This is a genomic window from Wolbachia endosymbiont of Ostrinia scapulalis (assembly GCF_023559145.1).
In the GTDB taxonomy this organism is placed as follows: Bacteria; Pseudomonadota; Alphaproteobacteria; order Rickettsiales; family Anaplasmataceae; genus Wolbachia.
Window position 1 is genome coordinate 1170789 of record NZ_CP096926.1, and the last position, 22250, is coordinate 1193038.

Here is a 22250-nt window from a genome sequence, read left to right on the forward strand (position 1 = left end):
TAATTATAAGATTGTAAAGAAAACATTTAGTATTTTATTTCCCTTGACTCTATTCTAGTATAGAGGGATTATTAGTACTAAAATTAAAATTACGCACTATATTTTAAATTTATGGAGGTTTAGTGATGTGGAGTAGACTGATTATAATGTGTTGTTTTTGTTTACTGCTTACTGGTGTAAGTTCTTGCCCTACAAAAGGAGTAAATACGACAAATAAAATGAATGCTGTTGTTAAGCAGATAGGTGATAAAAGAGTTTTCTTTGGTTATGATGAATCTAGTATCAGTGAAGTGAGTGCAGATGCATTACTTGACGTGATGGAAGTGTTACAAAATAATCCTGACGCAAAGGTCACTTTAACTGGTCATACTGACAATCGTGGTTCTCACGAGTATAATCTTGCACTAGGAGCTAGAAGAGCAGATGCAGCTAAAAAATTTATGGTCAGCTGTACACCTTATCTAGAAAATAGAATAAAAACTGCTTCTAAAGGTGAAACTGAGCCTTTGGTTAATGTAAAAGATGATTCTAGAAATTCTAAATATGAAAAAGAGCATGCTAAAAATCGTAGAGTGGAATTTTCATTTTCTGGAATAAAGAAGTAGTTTCTTGCATTAAAACCTGGATCCCAGTGTCAAGCACTGGGATGACAAAAGAGAGCAATTCCGCTACTTGTTAGCGGGATCTATATATACCACAAATAAGTCGCTGTATGACGTAGAGACTATCTGGCCATCAAGAAACATAATGAAATTAGAGTTATTATTTCAAAATATAGCTAATAGCTTTGCTTTCCATAACCAAATCGCAGTCGCAGTATCAGGTGGTGTAGATAGTATAGTCTTACTGCACTTAATGACTAACTGGGCAAAAAAAAACAAGCTTTCACTTCCTATAGCATTAACAGTAAATCATGGGTTACGTTCAGAGTCCCAAAAAGAAGCTGATTTTGTTATAAGTTATGCAAAAGAACTTGGAGCAAAGGAATCGTTCATATTAAATTGGGAGAAGCAAAATATTAAAGGTAATATTCAGTTACAGGCACGAAAAGCACGATATAAGTTACTAGAAGAGTGGTGTAAAAACAATAATGTTAAATGTTTGCTCGTTGCTCATCACAAAGATGATCAAGCAGAAACGTTCTTATTAAGATTGGAGCGAGGTAGTGGCGTAGATGGATTATCATCAATGGATTACAAATCTTTCTTAAATGGTATTTATATATTTAGGCCGTTATTAAATTTTAGTCGTAGTGAAATAGAAAAGTACGCTAATCTTCACCGTTTAAAATGGATCGAAGATAGAAGCAATTATGACTTAAAATACAGACGAACTTTATACCGTAACTTACTTAAAGCAAGTGACAATCAAGAGATTTTAACAGAGCGAATATGCCTCACAGCCCTTCATATGAAAAGAGCTGCAAAAGCGTTGATGCACTACACACGCCTTGCACTTAATGACTGCGTTAATATTCATGATCTTGGTTATATTGAAATTAAACTAGATGAACTTTATAAACTGCCAGAGGAAATAGCTTTAAGGCTTCTTCTTTATTCTATAATGGCAATTGTCAACAAGCACTATAAGCCAAGGTACCGTAGCCTTATCGCAATATTTAACAAAATATCGCAAAAAGATAGTGATATTAACTGTACACTCTCTGGGTGCAAAATAAGAAAATATGGAGGGAGCATCTTGATAATGAGAGAATCATCAAAGATACAGGAAATTACTGTACACCTAACATTAAATGTCCCTATTGAATGGGACAATAGATTTAGCTGTACAATACTTAGCAATCAGAAGTGTTCAGTAACTATTGCTCCGCTAAAAAAAACACAAAAAGTTCCTGAATTTCTGAAGGATTACAACTGCTGCCCTGAAGTTTTCTACTCTTTGCCTACAGTACAAAAAGATGGAAAGGTGCTTGCTTATCCTGATATAAATTATAACGGAAAAAATACCAATGACGATAAAGTTCAATGCATTATTAATAGCACAATAAAGCAAAATTTGGTAAGCTTGATTAGTATTTAATTAGAAATGTAAATGAAAAAATTTTTAGAAGGCTTATTGATCTGGTTAGTGATTATTGTTCTTATTTCAGTTGCTTATATTCAATTTAGCGGAAGTATAAGTAAGAGTAAAACAACCATACCTTTTTCAGAATTTTTAACTAGACTAGAAGATAATGATATAGAAAATATTACAATAAGAAACCAAAGCATCGAAGGGAAGTTTAGGGATGGGTCAGCCTTTAACTCAAGTGGTGTTATATATAGTGACTTAATAAAAAGTTTGCATGATAGGAAAGTGAAGTTCTCCTTTTCAATTGGAGACTCTGCAATAGGTATAATTGGTGGATTACTTATTCAATGGGTTCCGACGCTTATCTTTATCGGTTTATTACTTTTCCTTTTTAAACAAATGCAAGCAGGAGGTAATAGAACTATAAGCTTTGGCAAATCAAAAGCTAGGCTTATGACTACTGGAAAAAAAGTGACATTTGATGATGTTGCTGGGATTGATGAAGCAAAAGAAGAGTTGGTTGAAATTGTTGATTTTCTTAAACAAAGGCAAAAATTTCAAGTGTTAGGTGGGAAGATACCAAAAGGATGTCTTTTAATTGGTTCCCCTGGAACTGGTAAAACTCTACTTGCTCGTGCAATTGCAGGTGAAGCTAATGTACCGTTTTTTAGTATTTCTGGATCTGATTTCGTTGAAATGTTTGTCGGTGTTGGTGCAAGCCGTGTCCGGGATATGTTTGATCAAGGCAAGAAAAATGCTCCTTGTATAATTTTCATAGACGAAATAGATGCAGTAGGTAGGCATCGCGGCATCGGTCTTGGTGGCGGTAACGACGAAAGGGAACAAACATTAAACCAGTTACTGGTTGAGATGGATGGTTTCGAGTCTAATGAAGGTGTGATAATAGTTGCTGCAACTAACCGTCCAGACGTCCTAGATCCAGCACTACTTAGACCTGGTCGTTTCGATCGACAGATTACTATTTCTTTACCTGATATAAATGGGCGTGAGAGAATATTAAATACGCATATAAAGAAAATATCGATAGCACCAGATGTAAACGTAAAAACAGTTGCGAGGGGAACGCCAGGTTTTTCAGGGGCTGATCTAGCAAATTTAGTGAATGAGTCTGCGCTTATTGCTGCAAGAAGAAATAAGAAAATTGTTACCATGGATGATTTTGAGTATGCACGTGATAAAGTGATGATGGGCATGGAAAGAAGGTCCTTAGTCATTACAGAAGAAGAAAAAAAGCTTACTGCTTACCATGAAGCTGGTCATGCAGTAGTTGCAGTTAATATGCCTGCTTCTGATCCTATACACAAAGCAACAATTATTCCACGTGGTAGAGCACTCGGTTTAGTTATGAGACTACCAGAAACAGATAGAGTGTCCCTCACAAGAGAAAAGATGCTAGCAGATATAACTGTTGCAATGGGTGGACGTGTGGCAGAAGAGCTAATTTTTGGCTATGATAAAGTCACAAGCGGTGCATCTTCAGATATAAAACTAGCATCAGATTTATCACGTTCTATGGTGACAAAATGGGGAATGAGCGACAAAATAGGTCCGATCTATCATAATCGCGAACAAATCACACATGATTCTGAGACAATTTCTGAAGATACGTTAAGACTTATAGATGAGGAAGTAAAGAAAGTCGTATTTTCTTGCTATGAAAAAGCAAAAGACATTTTAACCAAGCGTAGGAAAGACTTGGAGCTCATTGCTGAAAATCTACTGGAGTTTGAAACTTTAACAGGAGATGAAATAAGAGACATATTAAGTGGAAAAAAAATTGTTAGAAATGAAAATGAAGGTAAAGAAGAGATAAGAAGATCCTCTCTCTAATAAGATCTGGCTTTATTTAACCGCTAAAACAAAAATTTTTAATTAATTAGCTTAAGTTGTAAGATCATAGTTAAGCCGATGTATTTTATAAATGGACTTTTTTGAACATTCTTCCAATTTTTTTCTAAATAACTCTTTGCCTATTTAAATAAGCATATTCAGTATTAGAGCTTTCCAGACCGCTACTAGGAGAAAGATTAGGTTCTTGACCTTTAAACATCTCTATTAGCTTTAATACAGGAGCAGTTCCTGCTACAATAGCTCCTATAACAGCAGTAGCACCCATGATGAGAAGAATCGGTTCTGCAGTGGTGATTACACAAAGCTCAATACATAAACCAGCAATGACCATACCAACCATTATACCAATGAAAGCACCTACAATTATGGATGAAACTACACCAATTAATTGTCCTATTTTTGAACTAAGTGGTACTTCTCTTTCACGTCTAATACGCCTAATATAGCGTGACCTCATTTGTCCTCTCATTATTACATTTTCATCCCTGTTTCCAAAGAGATTCAATGACGCTTCTCTTTCTCTAATAAAATTTGGCCACATTTGTTGTTCTCTTGCCCTTCTTCGCTCTCTCATTATTATGTTTTCCTCAAAGAGGTTTAGTGGTACTTCTCTCTCTCACCTCTAATTCTAACATGATTTAGCTGTGCTTGTTCTACTAATAATCTTATTGTACTTTTTATTTCATTTAGCGGTGCTCTTCCTCCAATATCCTTAATTGCCTTCTCAAATTTTAATAGCGACTTGTTATTTAGTCTGACATTATTCTGAGAATCACAAACAATAACCCAATCTAAAATTGGCTTTTTTTAACCACCATACTCTATATCATCATTAATGTGTTCCTTTAGTTTTTTAATTATCTCTACTGCTCTTGTTTCCATAGCTTCCATGGCGCTATCTTCACTTTCTATGAGTATATTGAAAACAATTCCTAATAACTCCTGTTGTAAATCCTTTCGTTCTTTAATATTCATAATTAGCCTCAACTTTTATATGCTATTTTGCCAAAATAATTTTACCAAATAAGTAATATATATACAATAATTCTCATTTAAAAATTTTTTTACATTGGCCTATCTAAGTTATGTTTTAGGATGTAAAAGCTTCTTACTTTAATACTTTATTAAAGTAAACCATATATGGATTGCTATTTAGGAGCAGCTGTTGTACTTTAATCAGAAGGTACAGTAATGTAAGAAGGAGGTACTTTATGTCTTTAAAAAATGAAATTTCTTAGTTGATAGAGCAACAGCTTGGCATTAAATATCATGACAATTGCTTAGCTTACACTATACATAATTCGGCTGCAGGTGAAATATCCGATTCTATTGCTCTTTGCATAGTTGGCTGTGGCGATTGTGAGATTAAGTATCAAGGTATTGCTAATTCATTTAACATAACGAAAGAAGAAATTAACCAAAGTAATATAGAAAGCATAAAAAATAAGATAGAAAGTGAAGCTAGAAAAGAAGGTAGTGAATTTTCCGAGTTGATTTCTAGAATGGATCAATCGCTGAAAGAACAAAGTGAAAAGTCTATTATACAGATTTTAAATTCATCTGCTGAAGAGATGTTAAGGAGTTTTTGTGGTAGTTCTATACAGAGAACAGAGGATAAAGAAGTTAGTCTGTCCTCTGCTTCACATGAAGAGCCTGCTACAGAAGATTCGGAAACTACTATTAATTCTGATCTTTTATCAATTTAACCAGCTCCTCATATAAATTTTTTCTGTACCTAAGCTATATGTTTGTGAGAGGATAGTAGAGCACTACATTTTTCTATTTCCATTATAACAGATTCGTCTATTTTCATGATGATCTTACTATTTGTACTCTTTCTAGGACTAAGCAATAGAAATAGTAGGATAACAGTAGTCAACCAAGATTCCAGCATCACGTACTAGGATGATATAAGTATCATAATTTACGATTAGATTGACATAGGGTAAAGAGTAAATTAAAAATTAAATAGATCTTTTAATGCAGAATAAATGCCTATAGAAATATTGATGCCCGCTCTTTCCCCAACAATGAGTAAAACTGGAGGAAAAATTGTAAAGTGGTGTAAAAAAGAACAAGATAAAGTTGAAATAGGTGATGTAATCGCTGAAATTGAGACTGATAAAGCCATAATGGAGTTTGAATCTGTCGATGAAGGAGTTTTAGCAAAAATTTTAGTGTCGGAAGGAACAAGTGGTGTGCCTGTAAATCAACTGATAGCTCTAATGTTAGAGGAAGGGGAAGATAAAAGCGCACTTGATTTAGCTTCTGCCATCAATACCAAGGTTGAGAAGGAGGTTGAAGCCGATTTTTCAGTATCATCCAACCCTTCGATTTCATCTAGCTCTTCAATGTCATCCCAGTGCGTGACACTGGGATCTAAAAAAGAGGATAGAGCAACAGAAAATAGAATAAAAGTAAGCCCCTTAGCTAAAAAAATAGCTCAAAATGAAGGTGTTGATATAAAGCGATTAAAAGGTACAGGTCCATATGGTCGTATCATCAAAGCTGATGTATTAGAATTTTTAGATCAAACTAAAAGCTATGAGAGATTTGAGGAAAATACAACAGTTGAAGTAAGTAATATGCGCCAAGTGATAGCGCAGCGCCTAGTTGAATCTAAGCAAAATATTCCACACTTTTATTTAACTATAGACTGCCACTTTGATAAGCTAATATCGCTCAAAAATGAGGTTAATTCAGCAAATGAGAACAATAAAGTAACAATTAATGACTTAATTATAAAAGCTGTGGCTTTCAGCATGAAAAAATTTCCTGATATAAACTCATCGTGGATAGATACTAAAATAGTAAGATACTCAAATATAGATATCTCAATTGCTGTAGCGCTTGAGGATGGACTGATTACTCCTATAGTAAAAAATGCTGATGAAAAAAGTGTTTTATCTATATCAAAAGAAGTGAAAGATTTAGTAAATAGGGCAAGATCTGGAAAACTAAAGCCTGAAGAATTTCAAGGAGGAGGATTTACTATCTCCAACTTAGGCATGTTTGGTATAAAAACTTTCAGCGCTATAATCAATCCACCGCAATCTTGCATTATGGCTGTTGGTGAATCTAAAAAACAGCCGGTTGTCATAGGTGAAAAAATAGAGATAGCAGAGATAATGACAGTTACTCTCTCTGTTGACCACAGAGCAGTTGATGGAGCACTCGGAGCAAAATTTTTAAATGCCTTTAAGTACTATATAGAAAACCCTACGGTGATGCTTCTTGAGCCTTTATTATTATAATAAAATTAATACCTCTTAGTTTATACTTTTGTTAGTTAATAGGTTTAGAGGTAAAATATGACTGATAAAAAGATAGAAAAACGTAGTATATCTTTTGATGCTACAAAATCAAAATTTTCAAACGATAGGTTTCAAATAGATTCCTCATCTAATGAGTCAATAGATACCATTGGTAAAAAATTTAAGTATGAAGTGAAACTTCCAGGTGTTATTCACACTACAACAAGAAAAAATAATGTTGGAAGCGGATTAAATGAGTTAGATCTAAGAAAGAAAAATGAAAACTCTTTCAAGACACCAATAAAGAATATTGAAGAATCAGATAGTAAGAGAAACCAAAGTCATTTGCTGTTTCAGGAGGACTCATTTCCAGAACTACCAGCATGTGCATATAAGCCAGCACTGCTGCCAAAACCATCAAAAGAAAAAATAAAGGAAGCTGTAGATAAAATGCGCAATAATAGAAAAGCTCATAATTCTGCAAGTGTTGAAAATGGTGTTAGTTCAGACAGGTTCAAAGTGCGCCCGTTCTTATGTAGTGATATAGATGGATATGTAGCTCCTGGCAAACGTGACCGTAATCTAGAAAGGTGTAGGGTTACACATGATAGCAGTAAGCTTGAAGCACAAATGGAAAGAAAGCATGGGTTTCAATCAGATCCAAGTGTTAAGCATGTAAAGGCTGATACTGTAGTATGTTCTATTACTAAAGGTCATGACAAAAAAGGCGTTAAATCTGATGTCTCATATACACAAGAGCCTACATCAGAAATGTCTAAGGTCAATGTGAGAGAATTAGCAAATAGGTTCCGCGGCTAATCATTATTGGATTTTTCGAATAACAATTGCTTAAGATTTTATAAACTGTGCATATAGTACTCTATAAGAGAAAGAGAAGTGTGACAGCTTCTCTCTTTCTTAACCACTTGCTGAAGAACGTTTATCTTCTGTGGCATCTGGTGATGGAGCAACTAATCTGCTCAAAATCTCATCTTTTGGTCCCATATCATAAATAACACCATCTGACATGATAATCACTTTATCAACTACGGATAGTAACGGTAGCTTATGAGTGATGATAACAGTGGTAGTATTTTGCTCTCTTGCAACATTGATTGCATTAATCAAGCGCGCCTCTCCATTACTGTCTAAGTTAGCATTCGGTTCATCAAGCACTAAAAGCTTAGTATTACCATAAAAAGCCCTTGCAAGTCCAAGAAGCTGTTTTTGGCCACCAGAGAGTATTACTCCTCCAGGTCCTCCTATTGTTGTATCATACCCATTTGGTAAGCTCAGTATTAATTCATGTATTCCTGCAATTTTTGCTGCTTTGATTATTTCTTCAGGATTTGGATCTGGTCTCATGCGGGCAATATTAGCTTTAACGCTCGTGTTAAATAACTCAATATCTTGAGGTAAGTAACCAACATAATTACCAAAGTTTTCTCGATTCCAAGTATATACATCAGCACCATCTAGTCTGACTACACCTGATATGGGTTTCCAAACACCAACGGTTAGTTTTGCAATGGTCGACTTACCAGAAGCACTTGCACCAATAACACCAACAACATCCCCTGGTTCTATTACAAATGAGATTCCTTTTACTGTTGGCTTATTGCTCCCATAAGGAGTAAAAAATACCCTATCAAATTCCAACTTCCCTTCAGGCTCTGGTAGAGCCATAGTTTGCTCTCTTTTTGGAGATGTTAGGATAAGTCTTTGCAGCCTGCCATATGATATCTTGGCTTGATTTAAAAATTTCCAAGTATGAACTGCTGCATCAAATGGAGCCAATACTCTACCCATCAAAATCGAGGCAGCAATAATGCTACCGGCAGTTTTGTGAGCTGTGATTGCAAGTAATGCACCTGTTCCAATTACTGAAATTTGGAGAGTTGAACGTAAAAATTTAGTAATACCAGTAATTACATTAGAACGATTCTGTGCTGTGACTTGCATTGCACGATTTTGATCATTCCGTTTACACCAATCAGAAACTATAAATTCTGACATACCCATAGCCTCAACCACCTCTGCATTTCTTGTTGCAACATCTATAGCATTAATATTACGTATAGTTTCTTCATTGGTTTCTCGCAATATACGCTTAGTGGCAAGTTCATTCCATACTGCCATTGAAACTAATATAATGATCCCGGCAATAGCTATAAACCCTGTAGAGGTATGTATCATAAAGATCACAACAAGGTAAATTAGCGACCATGGAGTATCGAACAGTGAAAATATACCATTTCCTGTAATGAAATTTTTTATTACTCCAAGATCTCGTATTGCTTCACCACTTGAAGTTGAGCTTTGTACTGATGTTAACCTGATTGACCTTACTATTAGATCTGGTGTTGCAGTTTTATCAATCCAATCACCAATTTTAGCCATAGCTAAATATCGACAAGTTTCAAGCATTGCAGAACATGCAAACGCAGATAAAGTAATAATCGTCAGCATAACTAGTGTTGACACACTCTCGCTCGATATCACTCGATCAAGTACCTGAGAGGTATAAAGTGGCAAAAATAACATTAACGCATTAATCCCTGAGCTAAACCAGAAAATAAACCAAAACGCACTCTTGCACTTCTCTAGACAAGTATATAGTATACTTTGCTTTAATTCCTTTTTTATTGACGGAGTGATTTCCACAATCTTCCTTTTTATTTAATTATATTTACCATATATAGTTTTTATTTCAAAAGTATTAACAGTTATTGCCTTGCCATATCATTAATGTAATAAAATATTAATGATATGCAAATATAAACTTTTTCATGGAAATTTAGCAAGGCGATCTAATTTCTTCTCTACTATAACCTTATACGATAGCCTTGCCAATTGTTCTACGTTTTTCTTATCTACTACTAAATGACAGTTTACTAGAATGCTTACTATCACTCCTCTGAAAGTTGATGCTATCAGAGTCAGTGACTACAATCTGCATCTCTTTTCCTCTTTCTATATGATCAGGAAGTATTATATATTCCAATGATCTAGCTGTAATTGCTCTTTTTCTCACACAAGATGGACTTGAATATACCCTTGGTCTATATCTTTCGAATTTAAAACAGTCAACAGTAATTCCCTCCTCAAAGTTAGAAAGTATTAGAGATGGAGATTTACTAACTTCCTTATCACTCACAGAATTATTTGCACTACCATAACTCACATGACGCGCTGCACTATGATTGTTACCACACTCTTCTCTTGAGGTTGAACCGCTTGGATTAAAAGGAGTCGAAAATATTGAATACCCATTGGTATCACCAAATCGTTTTATCAACCCACAGTTTTCTTCATTCATTTTTGTAATATTCTCGTGATTAGCACCTTCTGATAAGCTTGATGAAGCAATAAGATCTTCTTTTTTCTTACTAAAGATATTGCCTATTTTTAGCTTAGTTGCAACATTCTTGAATTTGTTTTTCGGAGCTTTTGGTTTAATTTCTGGATGCTCATTTATAGTAATTACACATGATGGATTATCTAACTTGTCCATTGTATTTTGTACTCTACTGTTGCGTCTTGAATACAGACTAAGTTTTGTTGTTAAATCATTCAAAACAGGTGAACTTTTTCTACCTTCTAAAGACTTATTCGAACATAGTACTGCACTACCACCCCTACTCATTTTCTGAGGAGAAATATTGAGTTTGTCTTTACTCTCTAATCTAGTCTCATGCGTAAACTTGTAAAGTTCATTTTCCAATCGTGAAATATCTTCTGCATTCTTTATTAATAGTTCCAATATTGAGTTGTATTCCTCCAAATCATGATCTCCTACTTTTGTCTTAGCTAACTTTCCTGTAGCCTCTTCAATTCTGTTCATTTTTTCAGTATAGTTTTCTATCTTACGTTTAACAGGTTCTTTTTGAAGGCCAATCACTAAGTTGTATAAGATAAGTAAAAATGATATCGAAGAAAATGCAATGGAAATCCAGGTAGGAATTTCTTCCTTTTCAGATTCTGCATTATTATACTTAACGCAAACAGAAATAATCACACTTGATATTGACATGGCCAGATTATAGTAGTCTAGAAGCTTTTTGCTTCTTTCTTGATCTTCCATATTAAGTTTATCATATTTCCTTTTTTTGTTTTCCCTTATTTCATAAAAGAAATCTAAAAATAACCTCAAGATATTTGTGTCACCATGTTTAAAAGCATAATCTAAAGCTGTTTTTTTTGCATTATCCTTTATATCAAAATTTATCTTCTTATTTACAGTTTTCTCTCCGGTGCTGATTGTTAGGTAGAATAAGGCTTTAATAGCTTTTTCCCTTAAGTGCTCATTTTGTTTACGCTTTTCTAAAACCAACTTTTTCAAAAATTGACCTTGCTTAAAATCCTCATTTATAGTTTTTTCAAAATCATTATCACTCATTACAAGATAGTGTAATGCTGTTCTTCCAGATTTAGATACAACATTTAACATTTTCTTATTATAGGGGTAATGATTATCTGTCATAAAATATTCTATTAACTCAGCATTAAGGCTCATGGCAGCTAAATGTAGAGGTATAAGCCCTTGACTGTTTGTGTTAAAAAGTGGTACTGTATTCCTAATAGTTGACTTGGCAATACTTTCAATAACATACTGAGAGAATTCTATGTCGTCGGCAAGAGCAGCCATGTGTAACGGTGTATTGTCATTTTCATCATATAACACTTTGATGCTAGCAGCCACCTTTTTACCTACAAGTTCTTTTGACACAAATTCAAGACATTCCTTATTGCTGCTCAAAATAGCTGCAAATAACAACCTTTTTTGTGTATTTTGTTCTAAAAAAATACCCTTTGGGCTTTTTTTTACCAAATACTTAACGCATTCTACTCTTCCACTGAGAATAGATAAGTGTAGTAAAGTTTGTCCATCCTTATTTTTCTTACTTAATATTTCTCCCACTCTCTCTTTTTTAAAAAGGTGCTCAAGGCATGATTTATTACCAACACGTGCTGCCATATGAAAGACGGTGTCACCGTTGCTATTCTCACGCAAAACCTCTTGATAAACGTCAAATTTCTTCTCTTCCAACTTTTTTTCTATCATGCTTAAAAACGATAAATCAAGTTGGGCAGCAAAATGTAAAGGGGTGTTTCCTTCATTATTACTCTTATTTACTTGCATGCTTCTGTCTACTAATAGACTCACACATTTTTTTCTTAGTTCTGTTTCTGTATTACTCGATAGAGCTAAGTGTAGGGCCATATTTCCTTTGCGTGTTTCTGTGCTTAAATCGTAATCAGGAAATTTCTTGAGTAAAGATGTTAGACAATCATACTTCCCGTACATTGCAGCTAAATGTACAAGATCTCTTCCATAATCACCTTTGGATTGAAGTATGCTATTTCCTATATTTTCATAAAATAGCTCTATACAATATGAATTACCATGTATAATAGCAATATGTAAGGGGGTGTTACCTTGTTTATTCTGAACAATTTTTGCACCTGATTTAATAAACAATTTCATTAGCTGGTTATTTCCATGTTTTGCAGCTATATGCAATGGGGTATTACCATCTACATTTTCTTGATTAATTTCACTTTTTAGTCTACCTAAAAATTTTAGATGCTCTATAAGAAAATTTATGGCATTTTCTTGAGTTTCTGAGTTACCTACAATCTTATGAAAAGGATTCTCATTATATTTATTTTTTAAAAATTGTACTTGATTATCAATGAAGAATTCTATGCACTCAGCATTTCCAGATTGCACAGCATAGTGTAATGCGTTATTTCCATATTTATCTGTTTTAATTTTCTCTCTATCAAAAATTCCTTTTGCTGTCAATATTTCTTTTAAATATTCTAGGAGGTTAGGACTTCCGCTTCTGGCAGCATAGTGTAACTCGGTTTTATTATTGGCAGTGCAACTAAAATCTGCTTCATTTTCTATGAGAATTTTCAAGCATTCTTTATTGCCAGATTTAGCCGCATAGTGTAGTGGTGTTTTACCATCTCTATCTTTATTCCTTACTGCTTCTTTAATGTTAAAATTAGAATTTTCTATCACAAAACATAAAATATCTTCTTTACCCGACTCAGCTAAATAATGTAGAAGTGTTTTATCATTACTATCTGCAAAATTCTCCAATTTTATAATCAATTCTCTGCCCATACCAAGAATTAGAGATACAGCTATTTCAACATGAATATCATAATTCCTATTTTTCTTTTGTTCTTTCCCAATTCTTTCAATAGCCACTGTTAATAGCGAAGAACCATCATTACTTGTTATATTCCATCCATCTTGACGAAATTTTTCAGCTAATGAATCACTTATATTTTCTGCTAAAATCCTGCTTTTTATACAATCAAGATTATTAGTACATATATTATAGTTTTCTTCTTGAGTTACTTTATTAATATAATCATATATGATTATTAGGTCTTGCTTATTGACTTTATCTTCTGAATTGCCTTGTAATGAAGAGAGGTCTATCTTACTAATTGCTCTGACCATACCAACGTTTCCCGCAACAAATAAACCTGAACTGAGTGTCTTTGCGCTTGTACTAGATTTAGCTTTGAAAACACTAGTAACTGTGTCAAATTTATTTTTGAACATACTGTACCTCATAAATAATAATGCCGGTAGTGAATAAGGCTTTAGTAGATACCACTGTAATTTTTAAGCCTACAAAAATTCACCAGCGGCCGCATTATATAGTAGATAATTTTTTGTGCTAGTAATATTTTTCTAATTCCCACTTTTGCCTTGGTGCAAAGTCAAGAGAGTCTACATAGTTTCTCTGTAACCTTTCAATTCCTGTCCATCCAACCATCACTGCATTGTCTGTACATAAATTGCTTGGAGGAGAAAGCACGTTCAAGTCTATGTGCTTTTTTAATCTCTCTTTCAGGAAATTATTTGCTGCAACTCCACCAGTAATTACAAAATCATTGATTTTAATATTTAAAGATACAGCGATACCAATAGCATTTCTGACTCTATCGAGTAATATGTCGCTAATACACTCTTGAAACGAAGCACACATATCACACACATCCTGTTCACTCATTACAAATTCTCGTGCTAAGTTTTTTACCGCTGTTTTAATTCCAGAAAATGAAAAGTCACATCCAGAACGTTTTATCATTGCTCTTGGCAGCTTAAATCTCATACCATCACCTTTTTTAGCTAACTCTTCAATTAATGGACCTCCTGGATAGCTTAGACCCAGCATCTTAGCGACTTTGTCAAATGCTTCTCCTAATGAGTCATCAAGCGTTTCTCCAAGTTTGATGTATTTACCTACATCCTGTGCAATTAAAAATTGGCAGTGACCACCTGATATCAGCAGGACTAAAAACGGAAATTTAACCTCATATAGTAGCCTAACAACTAACGCATGTGCTTCTAAGTGATTAACTGCAATAAACGGTTTTTGTGTTACGTGTGCAATTGCTTTAGCTATCATTGTACCAACTATTAATCCACCTATGAGTCCTGGTCCTGATGTTGCTGCAATTGCATCCAAATCACAAAAATTAAGGTTATATTTTTCCATAGCACTTTTTATTAAACCACTTAAATGCTTCATATGAGCACGTGAAGCTATTTCAGGTATTACCCCACCGCGTTTTTTGTGCTCCTCCTGAGAAAGAATTTCGTGAGCAAGGACTTGCTTATTACTATTTACAATTGCTGCTGCAGTTTCATCACAGCTTGTTTCAACAGCTAATATAGTTTTCATATATATTTGAACTCTTTAATTGTGAGAACTATAACTTGAAATGTTGAAGAAGTGAACTTTGTTCTGTTAAGCTAATTATCATCTCCAAATATAGAACCAATTTTTTTACTCCCAGAGGAAAATTTATTAGTCCAACTGCTTTGTACTTTGTTTATATCTTTAAAGGCAGTTTTATCGCTATATTCCTTTACTTCTTTATCTATTCTCTCCATTATTTGTAGATCCAGGTAGCTCTTTTTCCATTGGTTAGTAGCAAGAAATACTTTATTTAAATCTTGAGTGCGAATTAGATATTCTTTATCTTTAGGATAAACTTCCTGAGCCCAAGCAAACAGCTCAAAATAGCGTGCGAATAACTCAGACGCACGTGATTTTGGAGTTTGATAAGCTTGTATCTCTTCAAATATAATTTGACCAATAATTTTTTGTACCAGAATATTTGACTGCTTTAAGTTCTGCTCAATATCCTGATAAACTTTATAGAGAAATTCTTGCTCTAAGCTTAAGTTCAGTTCATTTTCAACCATATGTGAAAGTTCATGTACTATGATGTAAGGATTTGACCTTCTTAGCACAATAACATACTTATTTAAACCAGAAGAACGAATTGTCTTACACACTCCCTCTTCCATATCCACTAATCCTTCTTGATATATTTCAAACGAGAGTCTATTTTGCTTTATTAGTGACAAAGTGAGGTTTAATGTATTTCTAAACTTCTCAAATTGATAGAGATATTTGACATATTGTATTACGTTTTCACTATTTCCTACTTGAGTTGCTTGTTTTATTAAGTTCCTGATTAGCATGCTTCATTATTAAAGGAATTTTCTTTATGCTCAAGAATTATAAAGTGTTTTCAGGAAGTATAGCTAAAAAAGTTTAATTTACTTACATTCCGCTACTTATTATTAGCCAAGAGGTATCACGTCAGTATGACTTAGGAATGTGCTAGATATAAAAGTGCAATATCAAATATATTTTACTAAAAATCAATCAACTTTTCACATGTTTGCTCTTCATAAAAGAAGCTCAATGTTATCGTAGTACCAAGTTTTGCTTCACTTTGAATGTTGAAAGTCCCACCCATTAACTCTACTAATTTCTTGCTTAGAGGTAATCCGATACCTGTGCCTTCGTTTCTATATCCCGAATCTGCTTGGCCAAAAACGGACATAACTTTATATATGTCCTGCTGCATTATCCCTATTCCATTATCATGAAACTCAATAGTTAATAAATTTTTTTCTATATTCTCTTTAATAATCATTCTTATTAAACCACCTTGAGGAGTGAACTTGATTGCATTTGATAACAAATTTATTATAACTTGCTTCATTCTTTTGGGATCAGCGATAACTAATAATTGTTTATCAGATATCTCTTTCTTTAAACTAATACCTGTTTCTTTTAGTTTAGGTGATAACATTTTTAAGCACGAATCTATTATCTTATTCAGATTAAACTTCACTTTCTCTACTGTTAAACTACTTGATTCAGCTTTAGAAAAATCGAGCACATCATTAATCAAAGCAAGTAAATGTGTACCAGCATTATATATATCGTCTACGTATTCCTTGTATTCAGAGTGATCTACCGAACCTAAAGTTTCATTTTTGATCAACTTTGCAAATCCAATAATAGCATTAAGAGGTGTACGCAACTCATGTGTAACACTTGCAAAAAATTTTATCTTATTTGCATTTTCTTGCTCTAATGCCTCTTTAACCCTTTGTAATTCAATATTAGTTTTATGCTGCTTGGCTAGCATTTGGGTGTTGGAAAAGTGCAAATAAAGCATTATTAGTATTAAGATAACCAGTAATAAGCCAATTAATATTGAAAATAGACTATATACCATAATATAAGAGTCATTATAGCTTTGAATGATCTTCAAAAAAAATGAAGGCTTAATGTCATCTTCATGAAATATAGGGAAAGTAGAAGTTAATGTATTTCCTGTAGCGTAAAATATTTCTTGATTGCTTAGCAATTTATCAATTTCATCATTTGTAAGCAACTGCTCATAGTCATGACCTTGAGTATTAAAATTACTGAAAATTACTCTGGCATTTTGATCATACAGTATTAAGCTAAAATTTCTTACTTTGCTTACTGATTGTAACAATTCAGCACGCAATTTTACCAACTGGTTTATGTAATCAAAACTGTTATATTTAATATGATGTTTTTCTATTAGTAAATAATGATATTTTTTTATTATACTATTTTCCAATAGATCTTTTAAGTTTGCATTTGAATTACGGTAAAAAGAAAGAAAATTATTCTTTAATGAATAATTGCGATATATTGTGCCCAATAAAACCACAAAAATTAATAAGAATAGCGAGATAATTTTTGTATATCTATTTGTTTTTAGTGTAGTAAACATTAATTTACTTAATTTATACATATTCTTCTCATTGTGAAATAACGTCTTTTATGGTATTAATAAAAAATTAGCATATCATACTTTTATGACAATTTCTCCTATCTTGCCAGTTTATTCTCCTACTAACATAAATTTTTCTTATGGCAAAGGTATTTACTTGTATGATATCGATAATAAGCGCTATATAGATTTTCACTCTGGAATAGCTGTTAGCAGTTTAGGTCATGCCAACCCACGATTAACTGATGTCCTAAAATTACAAGGAGAAAAACTATGGCATATATCAAATACCTATAATATATCTACTGCCAACAAATTTGCAGAAAATTTAATAAACAACAGCTTTGCTAATACTGTATTTTTTGCAAATTCTGGATCAGAAGCAGTGGAATGTGGACTTAAAATCGCTAGGGCCTATCAAAATGGAAAAGGTAATAAAAATCGCTATAGAATTCTAACATTTCATGGTGCATTTCATGGAAGGACATTTTTAACTTGTACAACAAACGATAGACAGAAATTTTCTGAATTACTGAATCCTTATATTGACTGGTGTGATAACATAGAGCCCAATATTGAGAGTGTAAAGAAAGCAATTTCTAATGGCATAGGTGTTATATTAATAGAACCAATACAGGGACAAGGTGGTATTAAAGTAATGAGTGAAGTCTTCATGAAAGAGCTAAGAGAACTATGTAACGAAAACGACATACTGCTATTTTTTGATTGCGTTCAGTGCGGTGCTGGCAGGACAGGAAAGTTATTTGCATATGAACACATAGGAATTAAGCCTGACATATGTGCTCTTGCAAAAGGAATAGGAGGAGGTTTCCCTCTGGGGGCTTGTCTTGCAACTGAAAAGGTTGCTAAGTACATGGCGGTCGGTATGCATGGTTCTACTTTTGGTGGTAATCCACTTGCAACTTCAGTAGGTAATGCTGTATTGGATGAATTGCTCAGCCCTGGCTTCTTAGAAAATGTTGAAGTTAGAGGTAAGTCTTTAAAAAACAAACTAGAGGACTTAGCAAGCAAGTTTCCAATGATAGAAGAAGTGAGAGGGAAAGGGTTGATGCTAGGAATAAAAGTAAAAATGAATAACCAAAAATTTGCAGAAGAGCTAAGTCAACGTGGTTTACTTACTGTTGGAGTAACATCAGATAATGTTCTGAGAATCTTGCCTCCACTCATTATCACTGAAAAAGAGATTGATGAAGGCATTGAAATCCTCACTCAGTATTTATCTGAAAAGTTCTAGTTAAAAATTAAACCTTCCTGCTCACTAGTTGTTGGCTGTATCAAAATTGCAGATAAAGCAGTAGCTACAACTTTATCAGCTACTTCATTTGTACACTTTGCCTTTTCCTGTTCTCTTATCAGTGTAAGCTCATTTATATCACTTAGTGAGTCAAATTTTGTTATATCCTCAAATATAAACGATTGCACGATGTCTTTCGGAATATTGAAAAAAGCCGAGTTACCAAGCGATAATGTCATATCTAACAAACTTTTCATTGAGCCGTTTCTCAAAACACATTTAGACAGTTCTCCTAAAAGAATTGGCACTCCAAAAATAAAAAATGCTCCTCTCACTAAATAGGTCGTTATTTCATATAACAATGCACCACACAAGAGTGACAGTGGTCCAAATACTATAAAACCGCAAAGTAAAGGCAATGGTCTGACCTGATGATATTCTACCTATAAGCTCCATTGAAATTATAAACCCAATAAGTAACATAGCTCTACCTAGATATGTCCTTTCTTTAGAGCGTTTGTTAAAGTTTTTCTCACGTAACTTAGAAAAATCATTGTTAACTCTGACTTCAAAAATATTATGGTTGATTTTTAATTTTAGCTCTAAGTCCTCTATTCCATGATGCCACTTATGACACCTTACAATTTCATCAATTATCGTACTAACTTGATTATTGATTTTGTATAATTTGCTTTCTTAATATAAGTTGCCTTGATAATATTTTTCTCTCAAGTCTACACAATTTAAATTCTTTAAATCACATAAAAAATCTTTGATTTCTTGTGCCATTTTATTAGCATCATCTTTGTAGCCTACAGCTTTCAAAATTGTTACCAAGTGTTTATTTTCAATTTGAGCAATTGTTCTATCTAATGCACGTATATATTGCTTGGATTGAAAATATGAGATGATTTTTTCTTTACATCTATCCTCATTGCCTTCGTACAAACTATTTCTTTTGAAACTGCTGTCATGTTCTTTGGCAATTTCTAATGCATGAACCAATACATTTTGCGCCTTCACACTACTTTCACAGTGACAGTTTCTGATTATGTGTACATACGCTCTTGCACTGGTATCTCCAGATTTATCTATATTGTACGCTTTAGCCAAAAAGACTAAATAGTCAAACCCTGCCCAAAGATAATACATTACCTTTGTTATAGCACTCCCCACAGAAAATAAAGCTGAGCGTGTGCAAGATAATTTACCGTTGTTTTTAATTCTGTTCTCATATGAACGAAGGTATGCCTCTGTACTTTTTAAAATCCTATGTGAATCTTGTTCTGTCTTTTTGACATCAAAATCATTTATATCATGAACTTTTTCATACATTTCTTTTATCAAATCACTAGAAAACTTCTTCAGAGCTGAATCATCAATATTTCCTAATGCATCAATATTTTTACTAATATAGATTTCTATTTTTCTTCCAAGTTCTTCTCCCATTCTATTTTTTAGCAACTTATTGTATTTATTAGTAGCTGGAAACAAAACTTTCTGACAAAATTTCTGTGGTTCGTTTTTAAAATTTGCTAAGATCTTATTCACAAATAGCTCAACTTTTTCACCTGCAGCAGCGAAAAACCATGATTGTCTGCTCTCATTACGCTCTCTATTTCTTCCAAGATTCTGTAGGGCTTCAGATGGATTATTGAACTGACTAACCGAATCTGCAAATATTGATGCAACATGATTATATTCACTATCAAATCCACGACCTTTCGATCCATCTATAACCGTTGTCAACGCATATTTAGCCAATGAATCAAAATCTCTTTTTTCATAATCACAATAAAGAGCTCGATATTTACCTATTTGATTACGTATTATCGCTGAAAAGGGTCTATTTTCTCCAATACCAAGATCATTTTCCCAATTCCTGCAAAGATACATTTATTTTGTTTGCAGAAATCAATGAGACTATGTAGTATACCTTCCTCTTTTTCCATGAGGTCATGGAGCTCTTTGCTTAAGCGCCAATTATCAACTATTAAGCTGCATTGCTCATTATCACTTTTACTCAGTGCTTCAATTACTGTCTTTATTTGCAGTAAGAGCTCATCTCTAGCAAATTGCTCACTAAAGCCTTTTCTCTCTAGGTAGCTTATAATATTGTTATCATTAGTGGTGCTAACATTCTTTTTAACATCTTCTATCAATTCACTCAAACCTTCTCTTCTTTTTTTATCTAAGGTAATATTATCACACTTCATTAAATATAAGAGAGTAAGATCGATCATTGAATGCATTACTCTATATTTTAGATATTCAGCAGTACTACTGAAATCCACCTTTTCTTTTAATTCAGATATCTGCTCTTCTGTCAAACTAGGATGTTGCTTTTTAACGCAGTTTATAAAGTTTAATTGACGTAATTGGAGCCTGTAGTCTTGATATGACATTCCTTCAGGCTGAAATTTATTATACACTTTATAACGTGTACTACCTTCATATACTAAATTATCTCTACCCTGCAACGCAAAGTTAAGGTTAACTATACTATTTACATCATCAACTAAAAGCAGAGCACTTTCTCCAATTGGGCTTTGCACATTCCATCTTATAGAAGTTAATAAATCATTGTTATCGACAAGTTTACTGTAATTAAAAACTTCTTCGCTTTCTTCAACATACTCATGAGCTGGACTGGATTTTTCTCTAGTAAATAAGCTACGCACGTTAGCAAGAAATCTAGAGAGCAGTTCTCTTGATTCCACTCCAGTTGCTTTAGTTAGCACCCACCAAACTGGCAACACTACCATACCAAATATAAACATAGAAATTGTATAGTATAGCTGCCCAATCAAAGCAGAATACAGCCAATAATCTGAAGTGAAACCAATTACGGCAGCAACATTACTATTTATAATAGGAAACAATATAGCTAAAGATATGATGGAGGTAGCAATGTTCACTACAAGTGCTTGATTGAAATTTGTTATCCTATTGGTTTTTGCAATAACACTTGCTGTTTCGATGGCGTTTGCAATACAACGTCTACTCAATCTTGTCGGGCTGATAACTTTTCCGCATCTATTTAAAATCCTTCTCTTTGGTGTTGCAGTGAGGTAAGTCGTAGGATATTTCTCATCAAGCTTGCACATGTTCTCAAAATCCTGCTGCTTGTTAATACTGTCTGCTTCATCAACACTAATCCACAACTTGGTATTTTGGTCTTTAAATTTACGATCATTTTCTTGCTGTAATAACAGGTCATGTGTCACTATAATTGTTGTAGGTTTAGTTGCCTTCAGTGCATTTTTAATTTCCTCAGCAGTTTTAGGTGTCCTAATGTTTACAGTAAATGCACTGCTCATCATTTTTTTAGCTTGATTCACTAGGTCACTACTTGGTACTGCAACCAGATGATGAAATCCTGCTTGGGCTAGTACATGACTCAGTATTCCAATGTCGTAAGTCTTACCAAATCCAGTTTCTGCATCGATCATAACATTACAGTTAGCAATGGAAGGGTTTTTGAGATGTTCCAATATCCCTTTAACAACAGATTTACGACGTGCTACTATTATAGATTCCTTTGTATCATCAAGTTTTATAGATTCACCTTTTAGCTTGCAGTTGATTTTTTCTAAGCTACTTATAATACTTTGCCTTTCTTGATTACTGATAGAACTCACACATTACCCGCTATAATTATTACAATATTAATTGTATGTTAATTCAATAAATTGCCAATTCTATGGACAAAAAGCTGATTTCAACTATCA

Annotated in this window: 15 protein-coding genes and 1 pseudogene; 7 read left to right on the forward strand and 9 right to left on the reverse strand. The window is 33.5% G+C overall.

The window, feature by feature from the left end; all coding sequences use genetic code 11:
- Window positions 1-125 precede the first annotated feature (125 nt).
- From M1L26_RS05715 to ftsH, 3 genes are all read left to right on the forward strand, one after another.
- A complete protein-coding gene (locus M1L26_RS05715; RefSeq protein WP_211907525.1) occupies window positions 126-605 on the forward strand; it encodes an OmpA family protein in 480 nt (159 codons plus the stop codon).
- A 142-nt stretch (window positions 606-747) separates the two neighbouring features.
- Complete coding sequence (gene tilS / locus M1L26_RS05720; RefSeq protein WP_250120119.1) at window positions 748-2040, forward strand: tRNA lysidine(34) synthetase TilS; 1293 nt, start codon at window positions 748-750, stop codon at window positions 2038-2040.
- 12 nt (window positions 2041-2052) lie between these two features.
- A complete protein-coding gene (gene ftsH / locus M1L26_RS05725; protein WP_250120120.1) occupies window positions 2053-3882 on the forward strand; it encodes an ATP-dependent zinc metalloprotease FtsH in 1830 nt (609 codons plus the stop codon).
- A 124-nt stretch (window positions 3883-4006) separates the two neighbouring features.
- Here ftsH and M1L26_RS06495 read toward each other — a convergent pair.
- Window positions 4007-4878 (reverse strand): annotated as a pseudogene (locus M1L26_RS06495) (hypothetical protein).
- A gap of 263 nt (window positions 4879-5141) precedes the next feature.
- Between M1L26_RS06495 and M1L26_RS05740 the strand changes: the two are divergent.
- The 3 genes from M1L26_RS05740 to M1L26_RS05750 all read left to right on the forward strand — a co-directional run bounded on the left by M1L26_RS05740 (window position 5142) and on the right by M1L26_RS05750 (window position 7976).
- Window positions 5142-5609 (forward strand): WBM0748 family T4SS-associated protein, encoded by a 468-nt coding sequence (locus tag M1L26_RS05740; RefSeq protein ID WP_246433093.1) that lies wholly within the window; start codon window positions 5142-5144, stop codon window positions 5607-5609.
- Window positions 5610-5894: 285 nt separating this feature from the next.
- Entirely contained in the window at window positions 5895-7157 is a 1263-nt protein-coding gene (locus M1L26_RS05745) for a pyruvate dehydrogenase complex dihydrolipoamide acetyltransferase (protein WP_211907528.1), read from the forward strand.
- 57 nt (window positions 7158-7214) lie between these two features.
- Window positions 7215-7976 (forward strand): hypothetical protein, encoded by a 762-nt coding sequence (locus M1L26_RS05750; RefSeq protein WP_211907529.1) that lies wholly within the window; start codon window positions 7215-7217, stop codon window positions 7974-7976.
- A 99-nt stretch (window positions 7977-8075) separates the two neighbouring features.
- Here the strand turns inward: M1L26_RS05750 and M1L26_RS05755 are convergent, their stop codons facing one another.
- From M1L26_RS05755 to M1L26_RS05775, 5 genes are all read right to left on the reverse strand, one after another.
- On the reverse strand, window positions 8076-9821 hold the full coding sequence (locus tag M1L26_RS05755; protein WP_250120122.1) for a type I secretion system permease/ATPase: 1746 nt from the start codon (window positions 9819-9821) through the stop codon (window positions 8076-8078).
- Between the two features lie 205 nt (window positions 9822-10026).
- The gene (locus M1L26_RS05760; RefSeq protein ID WP_250120123.1) at window positions 10027-13743 is read right to left on the reverse strand and encodes an ankyrin repeat domain-containing protein; all 3717 of its coding nucleotides are present in this window, start codon (window positions 13741-13743) and stop codon (window positions 10027-10029) included.
- A gap of 118 nt (window positions 13744-13861) precedes the next feature.
- A complete protein-coding gene (tsaD, locus tag M1L26_RS05765; RefSeq protein WP_211907531.1) occupies window positions 13862-14872 on the reverse strand; it encodes a tRNA (adenosine(37)-N6)-threonylcarbamoyltransferase complex transferase subunit TsaD in 1011 nt (336 codons plus the stop codon).
- 71 nt (window positions 14873-14943) lie between these two features.
- Window positions 14944-15681, reverse strand: coding sequence for a WD_0702 family putative metalloprotease (locus M1L26_RS05770; RefSeq protein WP_250120124.1), 738 nt, complete (start codon window positions 15679-15681; stop codon window positions 14944-14946).
- A gap of 176 nt (window positions 15682-15857) precedes the next feature.
- Window positions 15858-17285, reverse strand: coding sequence for a sensor histidine kinase (locus tag M1L26_RS05775; protein WP_211907533.1), 1428 nt, complete (start codon window positions 17283-17285; stop codon window positions 15858-15860).
- A gap of 64 nt (window positions 17286-17349) precedes the next feature.
- Here M1L26_RS05775 and M1L26_RS05780 point away from each other — a divergent pair, with 64 nt between their 5' ends.
- Window positions 17350-18519 (forward strand): aspartate aminotransferase family protein, encoded by a 1170-nt coding sequence (locus M1L26_RS05780; protein WP_250120125.1) that lies wholly within the window; start codon window positions 17350-17352, stop codon window positions 18517-18519.
- On the opposite strand, the gene M1L26_RS05785 is transcribed toward M1L26_RS05780, so the two are convergent.
- From M1L26_RS05785 to M1L26_RS05795, 3 genes are all read right to left on the reverse strand, one after another.
- Window positions 18516-18776 (reverse strand): hypothetical protein, encoded by a 261-nt coding sequence (locus M1L26_RS05785; protein WP_246433096.1) that lies wholly within the window; start codon window positions 18774-18776, stop codon window positions 18516-18518. The two genes, M1L26_RS05780 and M1L26_RS05785, sit on opposite strands and share 4 nt — an antisense overlap.
- A gap of 439 nt (window positions 18777-19215) precedes the next feature.
- Entirely contained in the window at window positions 19216-20415 is a 1200-nt protein-coding gene (locus tag M1L26_RS05790; RefSeq protein ID WP_250120126.1) for a hypothetical protein, read from the reverse strand.
- Window positions 20349-22160, reverse strand: coding sequence for a DEAD/DEAH box helicase (locus tag M1L26_RS05795; RefSeq protein WP_246433098.1), 1812 nt, complete (start codon window positions 22158-22160; stop codon window positions 20349-20351). The genes M1L26_RS05790 and M1L26_RS05795 overlap by 67 nt, the downstream gene beginning before the upstream one ends.
- Window positions 22161-22250 lie beyond the last annotated feature (90 nt).